The 20,706-nt window shown below is 51.3% G+C and carries 26 protein-coding genes; 22 read left to right on the forward strand and 4 right to left on the reverse strand.

The features are described from left to right. The first annotated feature begins 12 nt into the window (after window positions 1-12). The 3 genes from VK694_02120 to VK694_02130 all read left to right on the forward strand — a co-directional run bounded on the left by VK694_02120 (window position 13) and on the right by VK694_02130 (window position 2,553). Window positions 13-621 carry a methyltransferase domain-containing protein gene (locus tag VK694_02120; GenBank protein HTE57512.1) on the forward strand — a complete coding sequence of 203 codons (609 nt, stop codon included), beginning with the start codon at window positions 13-15 and terminating at the stop codon, window positions 619-621. Between the two features lie 198 nt (window positions 622-819). Then, window positions 820-1,806 carry a hypothetical protein gene (locus VK694_02125; GenBank protein HTE57513.1) on the forward strand — a complete coding sequence of 329 codons (987 nt, stop codon included), beginning with the start codon at window positions 820-822 and terminating at the stop codon, window positions 1,804-1,806. Window positions 1,807-2,052: 246 nt separating this feature from the next. Beyond that, on the forward strand, window positions 2,053-2,553 hold the full coding sequence (locus VK694_02130) for a hypothetical protein (GenBank protein HTE57514.1): 501 nt from the start codon (window positions 2,053-2,055) through the stop codon (window positions 2,551-2,553). A gap of 303 nt (window positions 2,554-2,856) precedes the next feature. Here VK694_02130 and VK694_02135 read toward each other — a convergent pair whose 3' ends face one another. Further along, window positions 2,857-3,210 carry a hypothetical protein gene (locus tag VK694_02135; protein ID HTE57515.1) on the reverse strand — a complete coding sequence of 118 codons (354 nt, stop codon included), beginning with the start codon at window positions 3,208-3,210 and terminating at the stop codon, window positions 2,857-2,859. A gap of 251 nt (window positions 3,211-3,461) precedes the next feature. On the opposite strand from VK694_02135, the gene VK694_02140 reads away from it, so the two are divergent. Together VK694_02140 and VK694_02145 are read left to right on the forward strand one after the other, a co-directional pair. Next, entirely contained in the window at window positions 3,462-4,286 is an 825-nt protein-coding gene (locus tag VK694_02140) for an IS982 family transposase (GenBank protein HTE57516.1), read from the forward strand. A gap of 138 nt (window positions 4,287-4,424) precedes the next feature. Further along, complete coding sequence (locus VK694_02145; GenBank protein ID HTE57517.1) at window positions 4,425-6,635, forward strand: DNA translocase FtsK 4TM domain-containing protein; 2,211 nt, start codon at window positions 4,425-4,427, stop codon at window positions 6,633-6,635. Between the two features lie 61 nt (window positions 6,636-6,696). Here the strand turns inward: VK694_02145 and VK694_02150 are convergent, their stop codons facing one another. Beyond that, complete coding sequence (locus tag VK694_02150) at window positions 6,697-7,434, reverse strand: hypothetical protein (GenBank protein HTE57518.1); 738 nt, start codon at window positions 7,432-7,434, stop codon at window positions 6,697-6,699. 169 nt (window positions 7,435-7,603) lie between these two features. Between VK694_02150 and rpsF the strand changes: the two genes are divergently transcribed. From rpsF to VK694_02210, 12 genes are all read left to right on the forward strand, one after another. Further along, window positions 7,604-7,993 carry a 30S ribosomal protein S6 gene (gene rpsF, locus VK694_02155; protein HTE57519.1) on the forward strand — a complete coding sequence of 130 codons (390 nt, stop codon included), beginning with the start codon at window positions 7,604-7,606 and terminating at the stop codon, window positions 7,991-7,993. Window positions 7,994-8,218: 225 nt separating this feature from the next. Further along, window positions 8,219-8,707 carry a single-stranded DNA-binding protein gene (locus VK694_02160; protein ID HTE57520.1) on the forward strand — a complete coding sequence of 163 codons (489 nt, stop codon included), beginning with the start codon at window positions 8,219-8,221 and terminating at the stop codon, window positions 8,705-8,707. A gap of 10 nt (window positions 8,708-8,717) precedes the next feature. Continuing rightward, window positions 8,718-9,005 carry a hypothetical protein gene (locus VK694_02165; protein HTE57521.1) on the forward strand — a complete coding sequence of 96 codons (288 nt, stop codon included), beginning with the start codon at window positions 8,718-8,720 and terminating at the stop codon, window positions 9,003-9,005. A 2-nt stretch (window positions 9,006-9,007) separates the two neighbouring features. Further along, window positions 9,008-9,211, forward strand: coding sequence for a 30S ribosomal protein S18 (rpsR, locus tag VK694_02170; protein HTE57522.1), 204 nt, complete (start codon window positions 9,008-9,010; stop codon window positions 9,209-9,211). 18 nt (window positions 9,212-9,229) lie between these two features. After that, window positions 9,230-9,532, forward strand: a complete 303-nt coding sequence (locus VK694_02175) for a hypothetical protein (protein ID HTE57523.1) — start codon at window positions 9,230-9,232, stop codon at window positions 9,530-9,532. Window positions 9,533-9,592: 60 nt separating this feature from the next. Then, a complete protein-coding gene (locus VK694_02180) occupies window positions 9,593-9,865 on the forward strand; it encodes a hypothetical protein (protein ID HTE57524.1) in 273 nt (90 codons plus the stop codon). 26 nt (window positions 9,866-9,891) lie between these two features. Next, complete coding sequence (efp, locus tag VK694_02185) at window positions 9,892-10,458, forward strand: elongation factor P (protein HTE57525.1); 567 nt, start codon at window positions 9,892-9,894, stop codon at window positions 10,456-10,458. Next, window positions 10,439-10,912, forward strand: a complete 474-nt coding sequence (locus VK694_02190; protein ID HTE57526.1) for a 2'-5' RNA ligase family protein — start codon at window positions 10,439-10,441, stop codon at window positions 10,910-10,912. Before efp ends, VK694_02190 begins: the two co-directional genes overlap by 20 nt. Beyond that, the gene (locus tag VK694_02195) at window positions 10,905-11,630 is read left to right on the forward strand and encodes a TlyA family RNA methyltransferase (GenBank protein ID HTE57527.1); all 726 of its coding nucleotides are present in this window, start codon (window positions 10,905-10,907) and stop codon (window positions 11,628-11,630) included. Before VK694_02190 ends, VK694_02195 begins: the two co-directional genes overlap by 8 nt. A 93-nt stretch (window positions 11,631-11,723) precedes the next feature. Next, window positions 11,724-12,794, forward strand: a complete 1,071-nt coding sequence (locus tag VK694_02200) for a hypothetical protein (GenBank protein ID HTE57528.1) — start codon at window positions 11,724-11,726, stop codon at window positions 12,792-12,794. A 144-nt stretch (window positions 12,795-12,938) separates the two neighbouring features. Beyond that, on the forward strand, window positions 12,939-14,675 hold the full coding sequence (locus VK694_02205) for a serine hydrolase (protein ID HTE57529.1): 1,737 nt from the start codon (window positions 12,939-12,941) through the stop codon (window positions 14,673-14,675). Between the two features lie 57 nt (window positions 14,676-14,732). Next, on the forward strand, window positions 14,733-15,425 hold the full coding sequence (locus VK694_02210; protein HTE57530.1) for a hypothetical protein: 693 nt from the start codon (window positions 14,733-14,735) through the stop codon (window positions 15,423-15,425). On the opposite strand, the gene VK694_02215 is transcribed toward VK694_02210, so the two are convergent. Continuing rightward, the gene (locus VK694_02215; GenBank protein HTE57531.1) at window positions 15,409-15,810 is read right to left on the reverse strand and encodes a DUF4260 domain-containing protein; all 402 of its coding nucleotides are present in this window, start codon (window positions 15,808-15,810) and stop codon (window positions 15,409-15,411) included. The two genes, VK694_02210 and VK694_02215, sit on opposite strands and share 17 nt — an antisense overlap. Before the next feature lie 93 nt (window positions 15,811-15,903). On the opposite strand from VK694_02215, the gene VK694_02220 reads away from it, so the two are divergent. Continuing rightward, complete coding sequence (locus VK694_02220; GenBank protein ID HTE57532.1) at window positions 15,904-16,965, forward strand: hypothetical protein; 1,062 nt, start codon at window positions 15,904-15,906, stop codon at window positions 16,963-16,965. Here VK694_02220 and ychF read toward each other — a convergent pair. Then, entirely contained in the window at window positions 16,955-18,034 is a 1,080-nt protein-coding gene (ychF, locus tag VK694_02225; GenBank protein ID HTE57533.1) for a redox-regulated ATPase YchF, read from the reverse strand. The genes VK694_02220 and ychF overlap by 11 nt on opposite strands. A gap of 83 nt (window positions 18,035-18,117) precedes the next feature. Between ychF and VK694_02230 the strand changes: the two genes are divergently transcribed. From VK694_02230 to VK694_02245, 4 genes are all read left to right on the forward strand, one after another. Then, window positions 18,118-18,984, forward strand: coding sequence for a hypothetical protein (locus VK694_02230; GenBank protein ID HTE57534.1), 867 nt, complete (start codon window positions 18,118-18,120; stop codon window positions 18,982-18,984). A gap of 242 nt (window positions 18,985-19,226) precedes the next feature. Further along, window positions 19,227-19,478 carry a hypothetical protein gene (locus VK694_02235; GenBank protein ID HTE57535.1) on the forward strand — a complete coding sequence of 84 codons (252 nt, stop codon included), beginning with the start codon at window positions 19,227-19,229 and terminating at the stop codon, window positions 19,476-19,478. Continuing rightward, window positions 19,475-19,873, forward strand: coding sequence for a type II toxin-antitoxin system VapC family toxin (locus VK694_02240; protein ID HTE57536.1), 399 nt, complete (start codon window positions 19,475-19,477; stop codon window positions 19,871-19,873). The genes VK694_02235 and VK694_02240 overlap by 4 nt, the downstream gene beginning before the upstream one ends. 333 nt (window positions 19,874-20,206) lie before the next feature. Continuing rightward, complete coding sequence (locus VK694_02245; GenBank protein HTE57537.1) at window positions 20,207-20,608, forward strand: NUDIX domain-containing protein; 402 nt, start codon at window positions 20,207-20,209, stop codon at window positions 20,606-20,608. The last annotated feature ends 98 nt before the right edge of the window (window positions 20,609-20,706 follow it).

Consider the following 20,706-nt stretch of genomic DNA (forward strand, 5'->3'; position numbering starts at 1 on the left):
TATAATTTGAGCATGCAGACAAAGGGTGAACTCATAACCGGGCGACAGGCAAAGACTTACGATTATCGCGGTGCAGTATGGAATCGCATCAAGGCAAGACATCTGACCTTGGTCAATCCTCAGCCTGGGCAGCGTGTCCTGGATGTGGGGTGCGGTACGGGCAGGACTCTGCAACTGCTGAGTCAAAAGTGTGACAAGGGCGTACAGCTCTACGGGCTTGAGCCGTCACCCGATATGCTTGAGCGAGCACGGGCAGGGCTCGGGAAACGGGCCCAGATTCGGCAGGGGTTTGCTCAAGAGTTGCCGTATCCCACTGCTCATTTTGATTTCGTTATAAGTACTCAGGTGCTACACCATATCCCTCTGGTAGGAAAAAAAGAAATGCTATCAGAAATGCACCGCATATTAAAACCGGGCGGCACGCTGGTATTGAGCGATTGGGGTAAGCCTACGACTACCTTGGGTAAAATCATAGGGCTCTTATGGCGTAACCATGCCTACGTACAAGCCAACAGAAATATCCTCACTACAGGCTTTCTCCAGACTATAGACCTCAATACGCACGAGATTGTGCAGTTCGGAGTAGTACACCACCTAGTGGGCAAAAAGCAGAGAGAGTAGCTGACATGCATGTATAACCTGAATCCCGAAACTCAATTTAACAGAGGTAGGTGAAAATGAAAGTCTACTCACCCCAACAGAGACGGCAACTTCACCCAAATCCTTATAACAGGGGTGTAGTTTCGGGATTCAGGTTGTATAAACTTGATAAAAGTACAGTTTTATGCTATATTAAAATAGTTGAAACGAAAATAAAAAATGGAAAATCTACTTCCCAATACAGCTCACGAAGTACCTCTTGTGCCCTCTGGGGCTGAGGTTCGGGAACCCTTGGATCGGCTAAGTGATGAAGAGTTTTTGCAAGCCTCACAGGAGTTCGGCAACACATACGCTGCACTGGTACGAGGAGAGGCGGTCGACGACTTTCCAGCTTCGGCAGAGGTGCAGGCAACCCTTGATGCTGCCGGTCAAAAACTAGAGGGTCTGGATGAGTCTCAGCGCGCGAAAGTAGTTATTGGTCAGTATCGAAGCGTGCTCAGAGAAGCCTACGAAGCTGCAGGACACGAGCCGCCTATCGATAGTGGCGAGCCGGATGAAGCAGCGCTTGCATCCGTAACTAGAGTAGAGCAGGGTCCTTACGGTACACAGATTGTATACACTAATGGCAAGCAGAACGAGGCGTTGTTTGGTAGTGATAGCCTCGCGTTTGCTGCCTCAGAGGCCATGCTCCAGCACTATAACACCCCTATAGTGGTGGTGTACGAAGGATATGGTGACAACGAGAAGCAAGAGGTCATGACACATGAAACCAGCCATGCCGTATGGGGAGTGCTGCGTGCCAGTGGCGTGATACCTTCACCCCAGGGTGAGGACGATCGTGCGGGTGCCGGCCGTTCGGCATTCGAGCTTGCCCGAGACGAAGCGGCCGCCCTGATGGTGGCTGGTCAGAGGAAGATAGTTCATTCCAATGTCGTGACCCGCATGGAACAGGAAGGGTATAGCGCCGAACAGGTTGAAAGGTATCGTGCTCTGGGCGAGGGTTTTAATGCAATGGCCGTCCAGGATAAGCCCATAGAACTTTCTAGTGCGTTGCTCGGTATAGTATCTGCCCGGACCTTTGATGAGCTAGAGGTAAACATGACCAGGTTGGCTCGACTAACCCAGGCCCTTCCGGGAGTAGAGAAACCGGCAAATGACAGTGCAGAAGTCGAAACGCCCGATGAAGCACCTATGTGGACCCTCTAGGTAGAAGAGTACCTGAATCACGAATTAGAACCCCTGTTAAATTACAGATAGGATGTATCCGAATCAGGCCCCCTTATCTGTCGGAAAAGCACAAGAGAATCAGACTAACAGATAGGCTAATTCGTGATTGGGGTGCGTAAATATTGAATTATCTTTGTAAAAATGGTATAGTTTGCACGACTCTATCAGAGTTTTGTTTGCCCAAGAAGTGCAAGTTCGTACCCGAAATTACAGAGAGGAGCGGCAGTGTCCGCTTTTCAATCTCCTGGCCGCCGAGTGCTGCTGGGTGTCCTGGTTCTCCTGGCCCTCGCGGTCTCCGCCTGTGGTGGCGACGCTGGTGCCAGTGGCAGCCGACCCAATGCCAACCGCAACGTCCAGACCTTCGACGACGTGCGGGATGACTACACCTTCACCGCCGAGGACTACAGCGACGAGATCCTGGACTACGCCGAGGATTTTCCCGAGCTCGACTTCCTGAACAACCGGGACCTCCTGGACAACGTGGCTTGGCTGTGCGCCGAGGTGGACGTCACGGGTGTTCAGACGGTGACCGCGGTCGACCGACTGGCTGCCAAGATCGGCCACCGGTGGCCGGAGGACCTGGATCCGCTGGCTGAAGCTGCCGGTTCGTACGTCTGTCCCGGCGTGATTAGCGACTACTACGTCGTCGACCCCTACGGCTACCGCGACTACATCGTCGAGGAAGATCCTTTCTTCGGCGATGATGGCTACTACGACGACTTCTAGAGCCGTCGGCGATAGAAACATCTGATAGGGAACCGCGCGTGGCGTTGGTGGCAATTGACTGGAGGACATCCTTCATCAAGACCCATCAATGCCCCGCGCGACCCACCCACGATTATTATTTTTGAAGATTCGCTGCCAATACAGCTCATCAGTACAGCTTGAGATTACTATCTCTACTCTGCAGTCTTCGGGTGGATGGTCTCTTGTGGTTCAGGGGGCGCTAGTGGCGTCCAACGAATCATAAAGACCACCCACCCGGTGATTTGATATCTGGTCACCACTCCAGAGGCGCTGTACTGGCGGCTAACTGATGGGGCCTGACATCGGGGTCTGACAGTTTTGGCAGAAGTACCGGCCGGGCGCATTGATCTTTCCGCATACTCGGCAGGTTGGGGAGGAGGTTTTCTTTTCTTCCAGAGAGGATGAGGTGGGCAGGGTGCCGAGTGGTTCTGGGGACGGCATGGGTGGGTAGATGACGTTCGTGCCTTCGGGATCTTTTTCTCGTGAAGCAGCATTCACAAGGGCTACCATGGCAGCAACAAAGCAGGCGACCATGATCAGCACCAGGGGGATGGGGAGTTGACCGGCGTCCAGCCGTAATCCAATCCAGGCCACCAGTGTCACAAGCAGCACACCAACAAGACAACGTCCCGCCACGGCAGGTGTCATGTCTGTACCTCTTTCTAAGATGTGAGCTAACCAAGCCAACCTTGGTCAGTACAGCTACTGATGCGTTTTTCAGCGCAGGAGTACTATGATTATACAATGTTACTGTCATAGCAGCGAGGTGGGTGCCAAGACTGCCGGCCAGCTGCGTTAAAAACATAACCCCGTGAATCACGAAACCCCCAACACATAAAGCACCCGTTTTGCTACTCTTGAAGTGCTAGCTAAAAGAGGAAACAAACATGAGTGCTTTACAAAAACATCATATCGTCGATCTGTTTGTTTGGGTAGACGAATGTCTACCCAAACACGAGCCTTATCCGTTCGGTGGTCGTCCTTCGGCTCTCCGGGATAGTGAGCTGCTCACTATCCTCATCTGGGACGGCCTCAACGAACCGCACAAAACACTCAAGGCCATTCATTCCTGGATACGGCGGGATTATGGAGATTACTTTCCTCACCTGCCCAAGTACCAGAACTTTGTGGCTCACTGCCACCGGCTACTGCCAGCTATGATCTGGCTGTTGCAGTCCTTGCTGCGCTACGATGCGGCCCTGCGCTTTGCCGACAGCACCATGCTGGAAGTATCCAAGAACCACCGAGCCGACCACCACAAGGTTGCCCGAAGTGTGGCCGCCTGGGGCAAGAACTGGCAGGGCTGGCACTACGGCTTCAAGCTGCACGCCAGCATTGACCAGAACAACAACCTAACTGGTATCTGTTTCACCCCGGCCAATGGCTATGACGCTCAACACATGGAGCAACTGGCGAAAGGCGCGACCAAAGTCCTCGTTGGCGATAGCCACTACGGAGCCAGCCCGATGAGAAGGCGGCTCTGGAAGAAGCACGGCATTATTGTTATTGCACCGCCGCACTACAAACAGCGCAAGAAGCTCATGAGCGGAATGCAATTCCTACTCCTGAATATGCGGTCCAAGATTGAAGCGACCTTCGACTACCTCAAGGAGCACATGCACCTGGTTAGCTCGTTCCCGAGGAGCGTGAACGGCTACGCCGTTCACTACCTACGGACGCTGCTCGGTTACCAGATGGGGAGGGTTTCGTGATTCACGGATAACCAGATTGACAAACGTTGTAATTTTTGTTATAATTACAACATGAAAGTTAGTACAAAAACAAGGGTAACTAGCCGCCAACATACCCCTGGTATAACAGGGTAAAACGGTATACACTAGGTAGCGCATATGGCTAAAAAAAGACAGACCAGAAAGAAAAAAATCGAACCAGAGGTAGCAGAGAAGTCTCCCTTTTTGCCGTTGGCCGGGGCTATCTTGTTATTCATCGCTGCTTTCTTCTTGCTGCTGGGTGGCTTTGGTAGTGGTGGTCCACTGCCTATTGGCATGTTCCACGGAGCCTACTGGGCACTGGGGTGGGGAGCCTACCTGACACCACTCGCACTTATATTCTTTGGACTTTGGAAGTTCACCAGCGAAGGCCACCGTATTCCAGTGCAGAAGCTTATCGGCATGGTGACGCTACTGATCTTTCTGGCCGCTTGGTTGCACGTAGCCTTTGTTACTAAGCATGCCGCCGAGGCATTTGTTGGTGGCCACGGCGGGGCCGCCGGACTTGGGCTGGGTGGTCTGGTACTGAACGCACTAGACAAGGTGCCAGCCTCTATCCTGTTCTTGGTGTTGGCAACTCTTATGTTTTTCCTGACCTTTGGCATCTCGCCCAAGGTGCTGATGAACTTGCTCAACATCTTTAAGCGTCCAGAATCTGATGACACTGACCTGGCTGAGCTGAAGGCTCGGGCCGCCGACAATGGCTTTAAACTGAACGAAGGGGTGCCGGTAGAACACCACAACGCTCGCGACCGAGCGCGCATGAGTAGCCTTAAGAATACTGCCGCCAAACTGTCCCCGCCCGAAGACCACGCTGCTCTGACGGCCGCCAGCGATCCAAACTGGCAGTTTCCACCTATGAGCTTGCTAAATCAAAAGCAGGACAAGGCCGACGCCGGCGACGTAGAAGGCAACGCCGAGGCTATCAAAGAAACCTTTGCCAACTTCAATATAGATGTCGAGATGGAAGGTGCCAATATTGGCCCGCGGGTAACCCAGTTCACTCTCAAGCCGCCTAATGGCGTCAAGCTGACCAAGATGACCGCCCTAGAGAACAACCTAGCTCTGGACTTGGCAGCACATTCTATCCGCATGGAAGCACCTATCCCCGGCAAACGTGCTGTGGGTGTAGAAGTGCCCAATGTTAAATCTGCCACTGTACGAATCAGCAGCCTGTTGCAATCCAACGAATGGAGCTCGGTGGATAGCCCCTTGGGCTTTGTGATCGGTAAGGATATCGCCGGTCAGCCTGTAGTGGGCAATTTGGGTAAGATGCCCCACTTATTGGTTGCTGGTCAGACGGGTTCCGGTAAGTCGGTCATGATCAACGCCATTCTGACGAGCTTGCTGTACCGCAACAGTCCCTCGGACCTCAAACTGATTCTGGTGGACCCCAAACAGGTAGAACTGAAGCCTTATGATGACATCCCACACTTGCTGACACCGGTCATAACTGAACCAGAAAAGTGCATCAGCGCCCTCAAGTGGACGGTGGCCGAGATGGAACGCCGCTACAAAGCCCTCAGCGATGTACACCGTCGCAATATCGTAGAATACAACGCACTCAAAAAAGAAGAGGGCATGCCTTACATTGTGGTGGTTATAGACGAATTAGCCGACCTTATGATGATGGCCGCCCGTGATGTCGAGGCTCTAGTAGTGCGTATTGCCCAGAAGGCTCGGGCCGTGGGCATCCACCTGGTGCTGGCCACGCAGCGTCCGTCTGTCGATGTTATCACCGGACTTATCAAGGCTAATGTACCAGCTCGTATCGCCTTTACCACAGCCAGCCAGGTAGATTCACGCACTATCATAGACCAAATGGGTGCCGAGAAGCTGCTGGGCATGGGTGACATGCTACTGCTGACTGCCGACATGCCCAAACCCAAGCGCGTTCAGGGTGCTCTGATAGACGACAACGAAACTCTGAAAGTTACTGACTTTATTCGCCAGCAGCGTCCACCACAGTACGACGAAGAGATCATCAGCCAACCCGTCCAGCTGAACGGCAAAGGTGGTATCGTGGCTGATCCGAGTGCTGGTGACGACACCAACGATCCCCTGTATAAAGACGCCGTCCAGGCTGTTATAGACGGTCGCAAAGCTAGTACCAGTCTGTTGCAGCGTCGCCTGCGCATAGGCTACGGCAAGGCTGCACGATTTATCGAAACCATGGAAGAGCAGGGTATTATCAGCTCCGCAGATGGCAATCGTCCCCGCGAAGTGCTGGTGACTTCACTAGACGAAGTCTTTGGCGGTGGTGCAGCGGCACCCATTCAGGCACTTGCTACAGATGCCGTCCTAGACGAAAACTTCCCCGAAGAGGCGTAAAGCCCTCCACCCCATCCCCAATCTGCGCGTGTTCGACCCTATCACACCGAATAGTTTATGGCTAGGCAGCGATAGTGGGAATGAGGTTGAGGGCTCGGGGTCCTACAAACTTGCCCAGGGGTTGTGCTAGTTCTTCGGGTCGGCCCTCCAGGCCTGTTAATCTAAAGCCAGGTGGCAGTTTTTCGTGGCGGGCCAGCTGGCGCTCCCAGCCTTCAAAGTTCTTAGCAAACTCTTCCTGGATATATTCTTCGCCGATAACGTCTATACCCTCATGATCTTCGGGGATTTCTACAGCACATCCAGAAATATTCTGGCGGCGTTTGTGGGCTAGGCGTTCGTGCGCCGAAGCTTTGCGGGCTGCAACGAACAAGCCGTTGGCTACGCGCCACGATTCTACTCGTAGTGCCATAATTTCTGGGCCAGGAAGTTCCGGCGGGCGACTGACCTTGTGCAGCCAGTTATGAAAAATCCGTGGTACCAGGGCTATATTAATAGGCAGATTACGAAAAGCTGCTGGGTCACCAATGCCCAAAGGGGATTCCCAGCGAGCATACTCGGCTCCGGGCCAGTACAGGTGATGGCGATCATGAGGGGTACCACTCCACTCGTAAGTAGGGTCGATGGTTTCCTTTACTGCTTGTATAAGTTCAGGAACAATCACAAACCCACGATCGTCTACCGGGGTATCTAGTTTGTACTTGAGGGGGTCTATCTGCCATGCGTCTCTGGGTGGCAGCCACAGCGAGTCCTGTATGCCATCCATAGCTTCAATCTCGTATTCATTCCCGCGTGGCTTCATCTAGTAAGGTAATTTAACCATATGCACATAAAGTAAGAAACCCCGGCCACCGACCGGGCTCTTTACGATACCGGTGGTTGACCAACAGGGGTAATTAGGGTAGAATACACGTATTATTAGCTCAGCTTACATCCTTGAGAGTGTAGGCTTTAACCAAAGGAGACGTCTTATGGCACAGTATGAAATTGCTGTACTGTATCACCCCGACCTCGAAGTAGACCTGAGTAAGGCCGAGGAAAAGGTGAACAAGATTATCGCCGACAACGGTGGCAAGGTGACTGCTACTGATAACTGGGGCAAGCGCAAGCTGGCCTACGCTATCAATAAGCAGGAACACGCTATCTACGTGTTTTACACCGTAGAAATGCCGGGCGAAGGTGTCAAAAAGGTAGAAAGTATCCTCAACATTACTGATGAGGTTATCCGCTATCTGATCACCAAGCCTGATCTGAAGGCCATTGCCAAGGCAGAAGCCGCCAAGGCCGAAAAGGCCAAGAAGGCAGCCGAGCGCGGTGACCGCGGCGATGACGACGAGTCAGACAAAACGGAAGAAGAATAGACTTGACGACCACTTGTGGTCGGCATAGGGTATGAGTAGTTAACAACACTTGCAGAATCTACGCACTTGAGCTGATGACTTTCGGTGCGGCCGCGAGGAACGCAAGCGAGGCGTACAAGATTGTACGGTGAGCGCGTACCGGAGGGGCCAAGCCGAAAAGCAGCCAAGAAGCCCTTTAGGGCTGGTGCGTGATTCTGAAGACATAGTTCTTATAAGGAGGGAAATATGGCACGTTCATTCAACCAAGTTATCTTGATGGGAAACCTAACCCGTGACCCAGAACTTCGGCAAACGCCGAACGGTACTAGCGTTACCAGCTTTAGCCTGGCACTCAACCGTAGCTACAAAGGCTCGGACGGCAATTGGCAAGAAGCTACCGACTACATAGACGTAGTGGCCTGGGGACCTTTAGGCGAACGCGTTTCGCAGTACCTGACCAAAGGTCGCCCATGCCTGGTCAACGGACGCATGCAGTCGCGCAGCTGGGACGACAAAGAAACTGGTGCCAAGCGCAGCAAGGTAGAAGTCGTTGCTCAGGATGTAACCTTCCTAGGTGGTCCTGGTGGCGGAGATGGCGGTGGCGGTGGTAATCCCGGTGGTGCAGCAAGCAACGCATCTGGCCCAGCCCGACCCAGCCAGCCACCCAAAAAAGATGACGTTGTCATAGAGGACATTGGCGACGAGCCAATAAACCTCGACGACATCCCATTTTAAGGAAAAGCATATGTCTCATAACTCTCAGGTCCAACTAGTCTGGCACATCGTCTATGACTTGTTACGTGGCCCAGGCAGCGCAAAGACATACAGCTCATACCTCAGCCTAGAGCCCCGCTTTGAAGAGGATTTGCTGGGCGACATTGCAGCTCTGCAAGAAGTTACCCCAGAGGACCGGGCTCAAACGGTGGAAGCCGTCCGGGCAAAGGTTTTTGTGGCACATGCTACAGGACTCTTTGGGGATACGGATTTAGAAAGAATCAATACCGAGCTTGATAAGCTCATCGAAGGAGAATAATTATGGCTAAGATTTTTAAGCACCGGACAGACGTAGCTTATTTTGACTACAAAGACTTCAAGACTTTGCAGCGCTACGTGAATCAGTTTGGTCAGATCGAGTCTCGCAAAAAGACTGGTCTGAAAGAGCACGAACAGCGTCGCCTAAGCGTCGCCATTAAGCGTGCCCGCCACATTGCTTTGCTGCCATTTGTAGCAAGCAGCTAAACGGGTATAGTAAATACTATGGATCAACGCTACAAAGAGCTACACAAAGAAGTGCAAAAGCTGCGCAGTAAAGTGCAGGGCCTGCTTGACGCGCCTGCCCACCGCCTGGCCCAAACACTCAAGACCGAAGTTCAGCGCCTCGAAGATGAAGTAGAAATGAGCAGGGCGCCCCGTGCACTCGAAGACCGCGTTAAGCTCATTCAGCGTCACCTGGCAGTGGCATCAGAAGGTGGCGACAATCTCATCATGAATGTTGAGCATGCCGATGACCTGCATAACATCTTTGAAGATCTGCGCGGGAAACTTCGCCGAATAGCATAAAGATAAGGAGGGCTTATGGAGGATATATATCGCCGTAACTTAAATGAGCAGCTTCGCCATATGCGCGAACATGCACATGACTCCTTTGAAAACCCCAATGATCCCAGGGCGCGTGCTATCTTTAACGAACTGCATAAAGCAGAAGAGCTGAACCAAGAAGGGCGTGGTCTGCGCGATGTACATAACTCGCTGGAAGCCGCCCAGCGACTTATGCGTGAGACTCACAATTTGCCACAGAATCAGTGGGTGATGAACCCCGCGCATCTGAATGACTTCGATCACAGGATTGAGCATCTGCGTGTTGATATACGCAGCCAAGACCATTACCAGTAGAAACATACCGAAGGAGAACACCAGTTATGGCTTTAGGAGTAACAGACCTCAAAAAAGGGCAAGTGTTTCAGCTGGACGGCACGCCGTACCGGGTGGTTGAGTATGCCCAAAAGGTGATGGGACGCGGCGGGTCTATTGTGAACGTAAAGATCAAAAGTCTTATCGATGGCAAAGTGCTGGACAAGACCTTCAAGGGCAACGAAGGCATAGAGGCGGCCGATATCACCAATAAGAATGTGCAGTATTTGTACAACGACGGTAGCAACTTTTTCTTCATGGACGAAGCCACATACGAACAGTTTGAACTGCCGGCAGCCGATATGGAGGGCCAAGGCGGCTTTATGAAAGAAGGCGACAAGGTGCAGGCTCAGCTGTTCGACGGCCGGGTCATAAACATCGAGCTGCCCAAGAACGTACCACTCAAGGTGACGTATGCTGAGGACGTGGTCAAGGGCGACACTACCAGCAGTGTGCTCAAGGAGGCTACGGTAGAGACGGGTATTACCGTAAAAGTGCCGGCGTTTGTAAAAGTGGGCGATCTTATCAGTGTAGACACTAGCACAGGAGCCTATCGTGAGAGAGTTAAAGACTAATCCACAATCAATTGCCTACGGCATTCCGTCCTTCCAAAAAGGCCAGGTTTTCGACAGCGAATGGCCACTCCATATCACCTTGGTGCCTCGGTTTCATGATGCCCGGCCCCGAAGGTTGTTACGTGAGTTAGATGGTCTGGCTCAGCGTACTCGTTCTATCGAAGTCAAAGTGGGCGAACATGCCTTGCTTGGGCCAGAGGGGAACGTTCCAGTCGAGCTGGTCGAGACGGGCAAGGATTTGCGCACTTTCCATACAAATCTGATGGCTTGTGTGGTAAGAGCTAGTGGCGTGCTCGATGACGTCAGCTACGTGGGCTACAAATATAATGCCCATATTTCCAACCGCCAAGATCTGGAGGTGGACGATCTGTACATTATCGACGGCTTTGCACTCATGGCCGAAACCACTCCAGAACGCTACGAAGTGCAGGAAGTATTCAAGCTACATGACTAAGTCTCGCCTTGACCATGCGCTGGTGGCCCGAGGTTTGGTACCAACGCGCAGTCAGGCAGAGAGCTACATACGTCTGGGCAAAGTGGTAGTAAATAAAAAGATTATCACCAAGCCCGGCACCATGGTGTATGACGAAGATGTCATGAGGCTCACTACCAAAGAGCAGTATGTCAGCCGGGCGGGCCTAAAACTGTCCAGTGTTAGCAAGGCGTTGGGTCTGGATTTTCGGGACAAGGTCGTGCTGGACGTGGGCAGCAGTACTGGCGGCTTCACGGACTATGCATTGCAGCATGGCGCCCGGAAGGTGATTGCGATCGAGGTGGGCACCGACCAGCTGCACCACACCCTGCGCGGTGATGATCGGATTGAGCTGCATGAAAAGACCGATATCCGTGATGTGCGCGAACTATCTGACGCGCCAGACGTAGTGGTTATAGATGTCTCGTTTATATCGTTGCGCGATATACTGCCCACGGTTGCAGCCCTGGGCACCAATAAAACAGAGGTGATTGCTATGGTAAAGCCGCAGTTTGAAGCCACCGAAAGCAGTCTGAAGCACAAGGGTGTGATCAAGAATGATGCAATGCGTCGCAAGATCCTGCAAGACTTTGAGACATGGGCAAAAAGCGTGTTTGTTATTACCAACAAAGCCGATTCGGAAGTAGCTGGCGAGAAGGGGAACAAAGAGCGATTCTACCTGCTCAAGAAGTCCCGCTGATAGATAGTTGCCGATTGTGTGTCGGTCGCTTGACAGCGGCCGGCCCTTTTTATTACCGTAGAGTGACATCTAAAGAGAAGGGGTGAGACGAGTATGCACGAGCAAGAGGGGGTCTTGACGGCAATAGTAGGGAGTTATCCAAAACCGGAATACGTGTACGCCAACTCCGGCCGGGAGTTGCTGGACAGATTTGGGGGCGGCGCGTTCGCCGAGCGGAGGCAGGAAGTTGGTGATAAAGCGTTCGACGCGCTTTTGGACGAAGCGGCAGTCCAAGCGATTTCAGACCAAAACCAGGCAGGCATAGATATTATCACTGACGGTGAGGAACGGCGTGATCACTATGTGATGCACGTTGTCGATCGGATGGGGGGCGTTGACGCCGAAAATCGCGCAAATACCTCGATACGCGGTGGCACGGCACATCGTCAGGCGCCGCGGGTGGTTGGGAGGCTGGCCCACCCGAGTGATCTGGTGGTGGACGAGTTCTTGTTCACTCAAGAAAGAGCCAAGGGCACGGCCAAGATTGGGCTACCCGGTCCCTCTACTGTTGCCGATTGTGTGGCAGACGAATTCTATGGCGACAAAGAGCAGCTAGCCTACGACTATGCTGCCGCTATCCGACACGAAGTCAAGGCTCTCATAGACGTTGGCTGCACTGCGATTCAGTTCGACGACCCAGTGCTACTACGGTACCCAAACGAAGCCAAGGCGTGGGGGTTAGACGCCCTCGAGCAGTGTTTTGCTGGGTACGAACACATGGCGTCGTTCATTGTCCATATATGTTGCGGCTATCCGGACAGGCCGCTGGAAGCCCAAGGCGTTGCCTACAAGGCCGATTCTGGGTACTACCGCGACGTTTTGTCCTGGCTATCGGCCTCTACGCTGCATGCCGTATCTATAGAGGGCGCCCAAAGTAATTTGGACGCATCAGTTCTTGACGCTATTGGCCAAAAAACGGTCATGCTTGGGGTGCTAGACGTCGGAGACAATACCGTCGAGAGCGTAGACAATCTGGTGGCTCGCGGCCGCGAAGCGTTGGAATACTTGCCAAAAGAGCAACTTATCCTGGCGCCGGATTGCGGCATGGTACAAATCACTCAAGAGGCTGCCAAGGCCAAGTTGACCAACCTAGCTCTTGCGGCCAGGCAGTTGAACGAGGACTAATTCCGATATATTTCATACTCTAATATTGACAAATAATAAAGCTTATGCTAAATTATCTATAGCAAGAGTAGATTGCTAAAACAAAAATAAAAAACATTTTATCAGGGATGGGGAACCTGTCCCTGATTTTAATGTACCCAAAAAATGGCACACACAAACACCCTCCAGCAGCAACCTCTCCTAACCAGACAGCGTCTGGCTACTATCCGGCTCTGGACACTACGCGCTCTGCGTACCATGGCGCTGGGTGTGATCCTGGCGACGGTCAGCAGCGTTGTGCTACAGCTGGCCTACCCCCGTTTTATGACTTTGCCCCAGACTCGTATTGGGGGCGAGGCAGTGGGTTTCAGGAATCGTCAGCAGCTATTTATAACGCTGGCCCACAAAGAGCAGGGAAACCTAAAAATTCAGAGCGGCGACCTAACGCTTCAGCAAAAGCCCGCTGACGTAGGGCTTGGCTTTGATATCAACAAGGATATTCAGACTGCTACTCAGTACAGTTGGAAACAGCGGCTGGTACCGTTTTCTTTCTTTACCCAAGTACGCGATATTCCTCACTACAGTCTTAGGGTGGACGAGGCCAAGGCGCGTGCCTATGCACTCAGCCTAGCTGCCCATGACAGGGCACCCATAAATGCTGCCGTGAAGCTAGAGGGTACAAAGGTAACAATAGAGAAGGGGCAGGCCGGCTACAGCTTTGTCGAGAAAGACATGATGGCCGCCATCCATGCCACAAAGCTGGATCGCGTCATGACGACGACTATTATTCCTCGGGTGGTCGAGCCGGAAATTCCAGAGTCTGTAGCAGTCGAGGCAGCCGGTATTTTGCAGCAACGTTTGTCTAAGCCACTGACTGTCAAGGCTGCCGACAAGGAAGCTATCTTTGATGTGGCTACTATCGCCACCTGGACCAAGCTGACACCAGATCCTGCCAACAAGAAGTTGGTAGTCAGCTATGACCGCGAAAAAGTAAAAGCCGCACTGGCACCATTGGCTGCCAAAGTATATGTAGCCTCGGCCCCTCAGACGGCTACTTTGGTCGACGGAGCCATTGCTTCGCACAGTGGCGGTCAAGATGGTCGAGCCCTGAGCACAGATGCTACGGCCGATGCCATGGTAAAAGCCCTCAGCGAAAACAAGGAGAGCATTGAAGGTTCCGTACAGCCAGTGGTATTTGTGCAACGCGCTACCCGTACCTATACCCGCAGCAGCCGTGGTGTGCAGGCGCTTTTGGACTATTGGTCCCAGAGCAATGGCGGTCAGTGGGGCGTGGTGGTGCGCAATTTTGGGGGCGACATTTCGGCCAGCCACAATGGTAATAAACAGTTTACAAGCGCCAGCGTATACAAAATTTATATCGCCTACGTGGTGTATACCAAGGTAAATGGCGGCCAGATGAGCATGGACAGTGCGACTGGCAACGGTCAGTCGGTGGCTAGTTGTATGGAGCTCATGATCGTTCGCTCGGACAATGGCTGCGCAACTGCACTGGGCGACATGATTGGGTGGGGTGCCAGCAACGGCATGTTGTATGCCAAAGGCTTTAATTCGACCACTATTGCCTACGGCGGGCAAGTTACCACGCCTAACGATGTCGCCAACTATTTGTTTGCGCTAGAATCTGGCGGTCTGCTCAGTGGTGCGCACCGAAGCGATATGTTGTCTAAGATGGGGCGGGGTATTTACCGCTACGCCATTCCGGCTGGCTCGCCTGGCATGCATGTTGCCAATAAGCTGGGAGCACTCGGCGCCTATAACCATGATGTTGCGATTGTGTACCATCCCAAAGGTGCCTATGTATTGTCGGTATTTACGACTGGGTCTAGCCATGCAAAGATCCGTGAACTCGCCGCCCAAATAAACGCTCTGCTCAATCAATAATTTTGTGTAATAGACAACAGAGAATATTCCCCTCTCAAATATGCTAAACTTCAAGAAATGTACTTCAAGAGTAGAGCAGAGGCCGGGCGTATGCTGGCCGCCAAACTAACCGCGTATAGCAACTCCAATACGGTGGTGATCGCACTGACACCTGGTGCAGTTATCGTTGGCGCCCAGATAGCTATGGAGATACACGCCACGCTCATGATGCTCTTGACCGAGAACATCACCCTACCGGGCGAGAACGACCCGCTGGCGGCGATATCATCTGATAATACCTTTACCTACAACAACAAGTTTTCTACCGGCGAGATAGAGGAAATGCATGACGAGTACCTGGGCTTTATCGAGAGCCAGCGGCTGGAACATTTGCACCACCTGCATGCTTTGTTGGGCCATGGTGGTGAGATCCATCGTGAACTGCTACGGCATAAAGTAGTTATCTTGGTGTCCGATGGTCTGAGCAGTGGCTTTTCGTTGGATATTGCATCTGATTACCTAAAGGCCATACACATCAAGAAATTGATCGTTGTAACCCCCATAGCCAGCGTGGCTGCGGTGGACAAAATGCACCTGGTTGGTGACGAGTTGATCTGCCTAAGCGTTATAGAGAACTACATGGAGACCAACCACTACTATGACGACAACACCATTCCCGACACCCAAGGGCTGGTGAAGATCCTCATGACCACCCCGGTCAACTGGGTACAGCGAACAGATCCGCCCAAACCGCCTACGAAGACTTCTTGATTCCTATAGGACCTAGGTGAGTTACATGGAATCTCTCGTGCTTCAGGCCGAATCCCAGTGCTCGGTCCAGGCTAATATGAGCGTTCCAGGCTAGCATGGCGAGGGTAAGTTCTGTAAATCCACCGAACAATCCAATGATCAGTAGGACACGGGGAACGATATAGCTATGTCCCAGGTTATACGCCAGCCCGCCGATGTGATTGTTGACTAGGTAGCCCAGCATAAACAGGTCAATGCTCACAAATATAGCCGCAAAAAGCCACCAGTTGCCACCCAGCGTGCGAAAGGCATATGTGGTGATAATGAGCACCAAAAAACATTCCGCGCGGAGCACCAGACTACTTCTCTTTGTCGCCCAAGGTTTTTTGGCTAGTGCTTGGTCCATCATTACTATCTTACACGTCATAGAGCAGATCTTGGGGTATATTGTTGGTTGCACTATATTGCAATTAATACAATATTATGTTATATTAATACAGTGCAAGATGAAACAGAAACAACTGCAAAAACACCGCAGCATGAAATTTTTGCTTCTCCCGATAGAGACCTGACACTATATCTTACGGTTAGCGAAGAGCTAGGTTCGGTGGCCCTGAAGAATGAAGCCGCAGAGCACGCGCTAGACATTTGGCGGGCCAACACTAACGAAATCTTAGAATTTCCTTCTGTAGAAGAAGGTTTGGATATGGACGGCATTCGTGCTGCCCGTGAGCGCATGGGTGTTACCGAGAGACCACTGCGATTTCTTTCGCCAGAAGATTACCAGAGCGTTCTTACTCTCCTTGAGGATTCGGAGGATCATAGTAGTGGACGATATCTTTATAATCAAGACGTACTTCTTGTGAAGCGCGACCCATCGCTAGAGGCGCTTAACGGCCCTGGGTATACCGAGAGTCTGGCTGTTCATGAAATGGCCCATAGTGGGATGTCCATTAGTTTGACTGCGAATGTCGACATTAAGCGCGGCATCGTTGACGGCATCGAGCAGCAATACGTCACTGGTGGTATCGAGCAGCATCCGACTCGTGCCGGCTTTATCGTTAAGGGCCCTGAGACACAAGAGGGGAAAGAGAGAAAAATACATGGGAGTGCCCTGGAAGAAGGGTATGCAGAGTTAGAGCGAGGCATCTTTAACATAAGCATAGGCAGGCCCAACGGTTTCGGGGTTGCCGGACAAGAAGATGGTTATGACCCTTACGCCAAATACTCAGTGCTATCCAAAACGGAAAAAGGGGAAGTGCAGTCTAGTGACACACCTGGCGCCTCCGTCGCGGTGATATTAGAGGTATTGATAGAAAAAGATCCAGAAATACTGGATGCGCTTAGGCGTCGTAACTTAGGCGGTCGTGATTCGGTTGACGGCCATAGAGAGTTTATACAGAGGGTCAATCATCTTGTGCCTGGACTATATAAAAAGCTGAGACAGCTTAACCATCATGATAAATATTTCAGCACACGAGCAAGGGAATTGTATGATGACACGTTGGTTGATCTGGACCTCGACCTCGATCCAAAGTACAAAAATAGACCTATACGTTAAACCGAAACTCCACAACATCATCAGGTTGCATGATATAGGTTTTGCCCTCGGTACGGACCTTGCCCGCGGCCTTGGCGGCAGCTTCCGAGCCAGCAGCTAGTAGGTCGTGATAGTCGACAATCTGGGCGGCGATAAACCCACGCTCGAAATCGCCGTGAATAACACCGGCGGCTTGCGGGGCGGTAGCGCCTTTGCGTACGGTCCAGGCCCGTACCTCTTGCTCGCCTGCGGTCAGGTAGCTTTGCAGACCCAGTGTGTCATAGGCGGTATGGGTCAGCTGTACCAGACCGGACTGGTGTACGCCGTAACTCTCTAGCAGTTCGCTGCGGTCTGTGTCGTCCAGGCCCTTTAGCTCAGATTCTAATTTGGCACATACAAAGACTGCCTGCGCGGGCTTTACCATATCAGACAGCTGCTGCTTCTTGGATTCATCTGCCAGCGCTTCTTCGTCGACGTTGAACAAGTAAATAATCGGCTTGGCTGTCAGAAGCTGCAGGTCTGCAATGTGCTCCATGTCCAGGCCGTCTAGGGCAGACAGGGGCGTCCCTTCATTAAGCGTGTCGTGAACCATCTGCAGCGTTTCGGCCAGGGGCCGTAGCTTGGGGTTGGCCCGGGCTTCTTTGTCTACGCGGGGCAGGCGCTTCTGGACGGTTTGCAGGTCTGCTAGCACCAGTTCGGTGTTGATGACGTCTATGTCTTTCTGGGGGTCATGCTGGTCGTCCACATGTTGCACGTTGGGGTCGCTAAAGGCCCGCACCACATGACAAATAGCATTGCAGCTCCGGATATTGGCCAGGAACTGGTTGCCCAGGCCCTCGCCCTGAGAGGCGCCAGCCACCAGACCGGCTATGTCAACAAAGGTAACCGTTGCGGGCACTATTTTTTTGCTGTTATACAGGTCGGCTAATTTCTGCAGCCTGTTGTCTGGCAAGGGGACAATGCCAGTGTTGGGTTCTATGGTGGCAAAAGGATAATTGGCTGCCAAAATGTCGTTGTCAGTCAGGGCGTTGAACAGCGTAGACTTGCCAACATTTGGCAGACCCACAATTCCAATTTGAAGTGAACTCATATGTAGCTATTCTAACAGAGGTAGCGCTAGTTGACAAATAAGCATAAGTGTGATAATATGAAATTGTTAATCCAAAACAAAAAATGGCAGAACCTGTACCGCATTCATTAACTCCTCCCGAAGCCCTAACTCTTAGGGTAGATAGTCTTGATACTCAACAGGGTATTGGGGGTGGTGACTTGGATAATGAAGCTAACCGCACAGCAGAATCTATCCTCGGTGCACATATGCCAGCGTATGACCACTATGTAGGTGCTGCTCGTGATTTTGTAGCAGATAAGCTAGGGATGACAGACGTGTCTTCCGTGGATCGTACGGCAGTGTTACCTGCCGAAACTGCCGAAGCCTGGGGTGTTGGAAGCAGTGGCGGGCACTATTTACCAGAACTTGAAGTGGCATATGTTTTTGAACAATCAAGCGGAAGGCCCAAAACTGACAAACTGATTTTAGCATCTAGTCTTGTGCACGAACTTGCTCACTCGGCTACGGTTACGCCAGAAAATGCTAGAAGCGAAAATCCTTTTTATCACGAAGCCCTTGCGGGAATGGCTGAATACTTTGCCCTGCAAAATCTGGCAGAAGCGGGAGAGTTTGATCCAGCACCTGATACAACCGTTACCAGGACAGTCGGCGGGGAAGACATTACAATAGTTGTTCCAGGAAGTTTCCGTAGAGTTGATGCTTCGGAAGTGAAGGATGGACAGGCAGATAGTACACAAGCACTCATCGCAGCAATGGTTGTGGGTATGGGATTAAAAATAAACGGACAGTCAGCCAAAGAACTTCTAGGTTTAGCCAGAAGGGGTGATAACGCAGCGTACGATGCAATGCGGAATGCTATGGCAAGTATTGACCCAACACTCGTAGAAGACATATTACAGACATCAGGTTCAACGGATGAAATTATCAAGGTTGCTCATAAAGCCCAAAAAATTGTTGAAATGATTTAGAATAGCCGCGCTTGTTTTGTAGTTTGGGCATACGGAGTTTTAGCTCAAAAGGCAATTGGGTTAAAGCTTTAGTATGCCTATAGATAAACTCATACAATGTCTATTCTAACAGAGGTAGCGCTAAAGAACAAAAAAGACATTCCACTGCAAAATCCCATTCAGCGGGGTGAAACCTCTATACCTATACCCTAAACTTCACTTCAGTTATTGATATGTATGTATACATAATATACAATGTATACATGTCTAAAATTCAGTATACTATTAGGAATATCCCGCCTGCAGTCGATACTGTTATCCGGAAACGATCCCAGCAAAGCGGAAAGTCGTTTAACCAGACTGTGGTAGATTTATTGTCTTTGCAGACATTTGGGACTACAGAGATACCCCTCGACAACAATTTTGATTGGCTCTACAACAAAAATACTCTTGATGAGTCATTCGATGAAGCAATTGAAGATCTATCTCAAGTAGATGAGAAGCTCTGGCAATGACAGGTGCTCAGTTCGTGCTTGATACCAGTGCATATTCTGGCTTTAACCGTGGTGACAAGCGACTCAAGACTTGGCTCCATGCCGACAATCAAATAGTCGTGCCCTTAGTGGTGATAGGTGAGTTGCGTGCTGGGTTTTCTCTGGGGACTAAACGCAAGGAGAACGAAGAACTACTACAAAAACTCCTGGATAGTCCAAATGTCATTACAGCCACAATAACTGACAAAACAACTATATTATTCGCGGAAATATATCGCCGGCTTCGACAAGCCGGGACGCCAATCGGCACTAACGATATGTGGATAGCGGCGCTCGCATTGGAGCATGACAGTCTGCTCTTGACGCTCGACTCGGATTTTTATCGAGTCCCAGATCTTTTGGTAGCAAAGCTTTAACTTATTGTATACACTGTTTGAGCCCAGAAGGCAGTTGGGTTAAAACTTTAGCATGCCTATAGATAAACTCATACGATGTCTATTCTAATAGAGATATATACAGCAATGGGACGTAAGGGGCGACTTAGGCTTGTTTATCGTAAATCACGATCCGAGTTCCGGATTGTCCGAATAGATCGTAGAAACGAGAAAACTTATAAAGACCTGTAACCCTCTACGAATTGCTTGGAGTAGCCGCGGCTGCTGCCTGGCTTGGGTAGTTTAATCAATTCGAAAAACTAAAGAGTAAATGCTCTACATAGTAAGGTAAAGTTTGGGTAGTTAAGGAAAAACATGCGTATAAATGTCAGCGTGATCGTAACCCACAATAAACAAGTCCTGCTGATGCAGCGCAGCCTAACGGACGATTATTTTGCTGGCGCGTGGGGCATCCCTGGTGGCTATATGGAACCGGACGAGATGTACCTGGAAGAAACAGCTATCCGCGAGACCATGGAAGAAATGGGCGTAAGGATTAAGCCCACGGGTGTAATTGCAAATAACAGGAACAACGACACCGATACCTTCTACCTCGTTGTGTCCGCCGAGCTAGAAAATCCTGACGACTATCCCAAGAACATCAAGCTATCCGAAGAGGCCAATGATTTCAAATGGGTTGGCAAGGATGAGATTGATAATCTGGAATTTACACCCTACACCATCGATCGTGTACGCAAGGCGTTAGCGGAGGCGTAGCGGGACAACGGGTTAATATCCTGACCCCGTCTAAAAAGCTTACAAGCCTCTCACTCCCGAAGATCGAGGTCCTTATTATATTGTTTGATGCCGGTAGC

It is taken from the genome of Verrucomicrobiia bacterium (genome assembly GCA_035489575.1).
GTDB lineage: Bacteria > Patescibacteriota > Saccharimonadia > Saccharimonadales > JAGQNK01 > DATHJY01.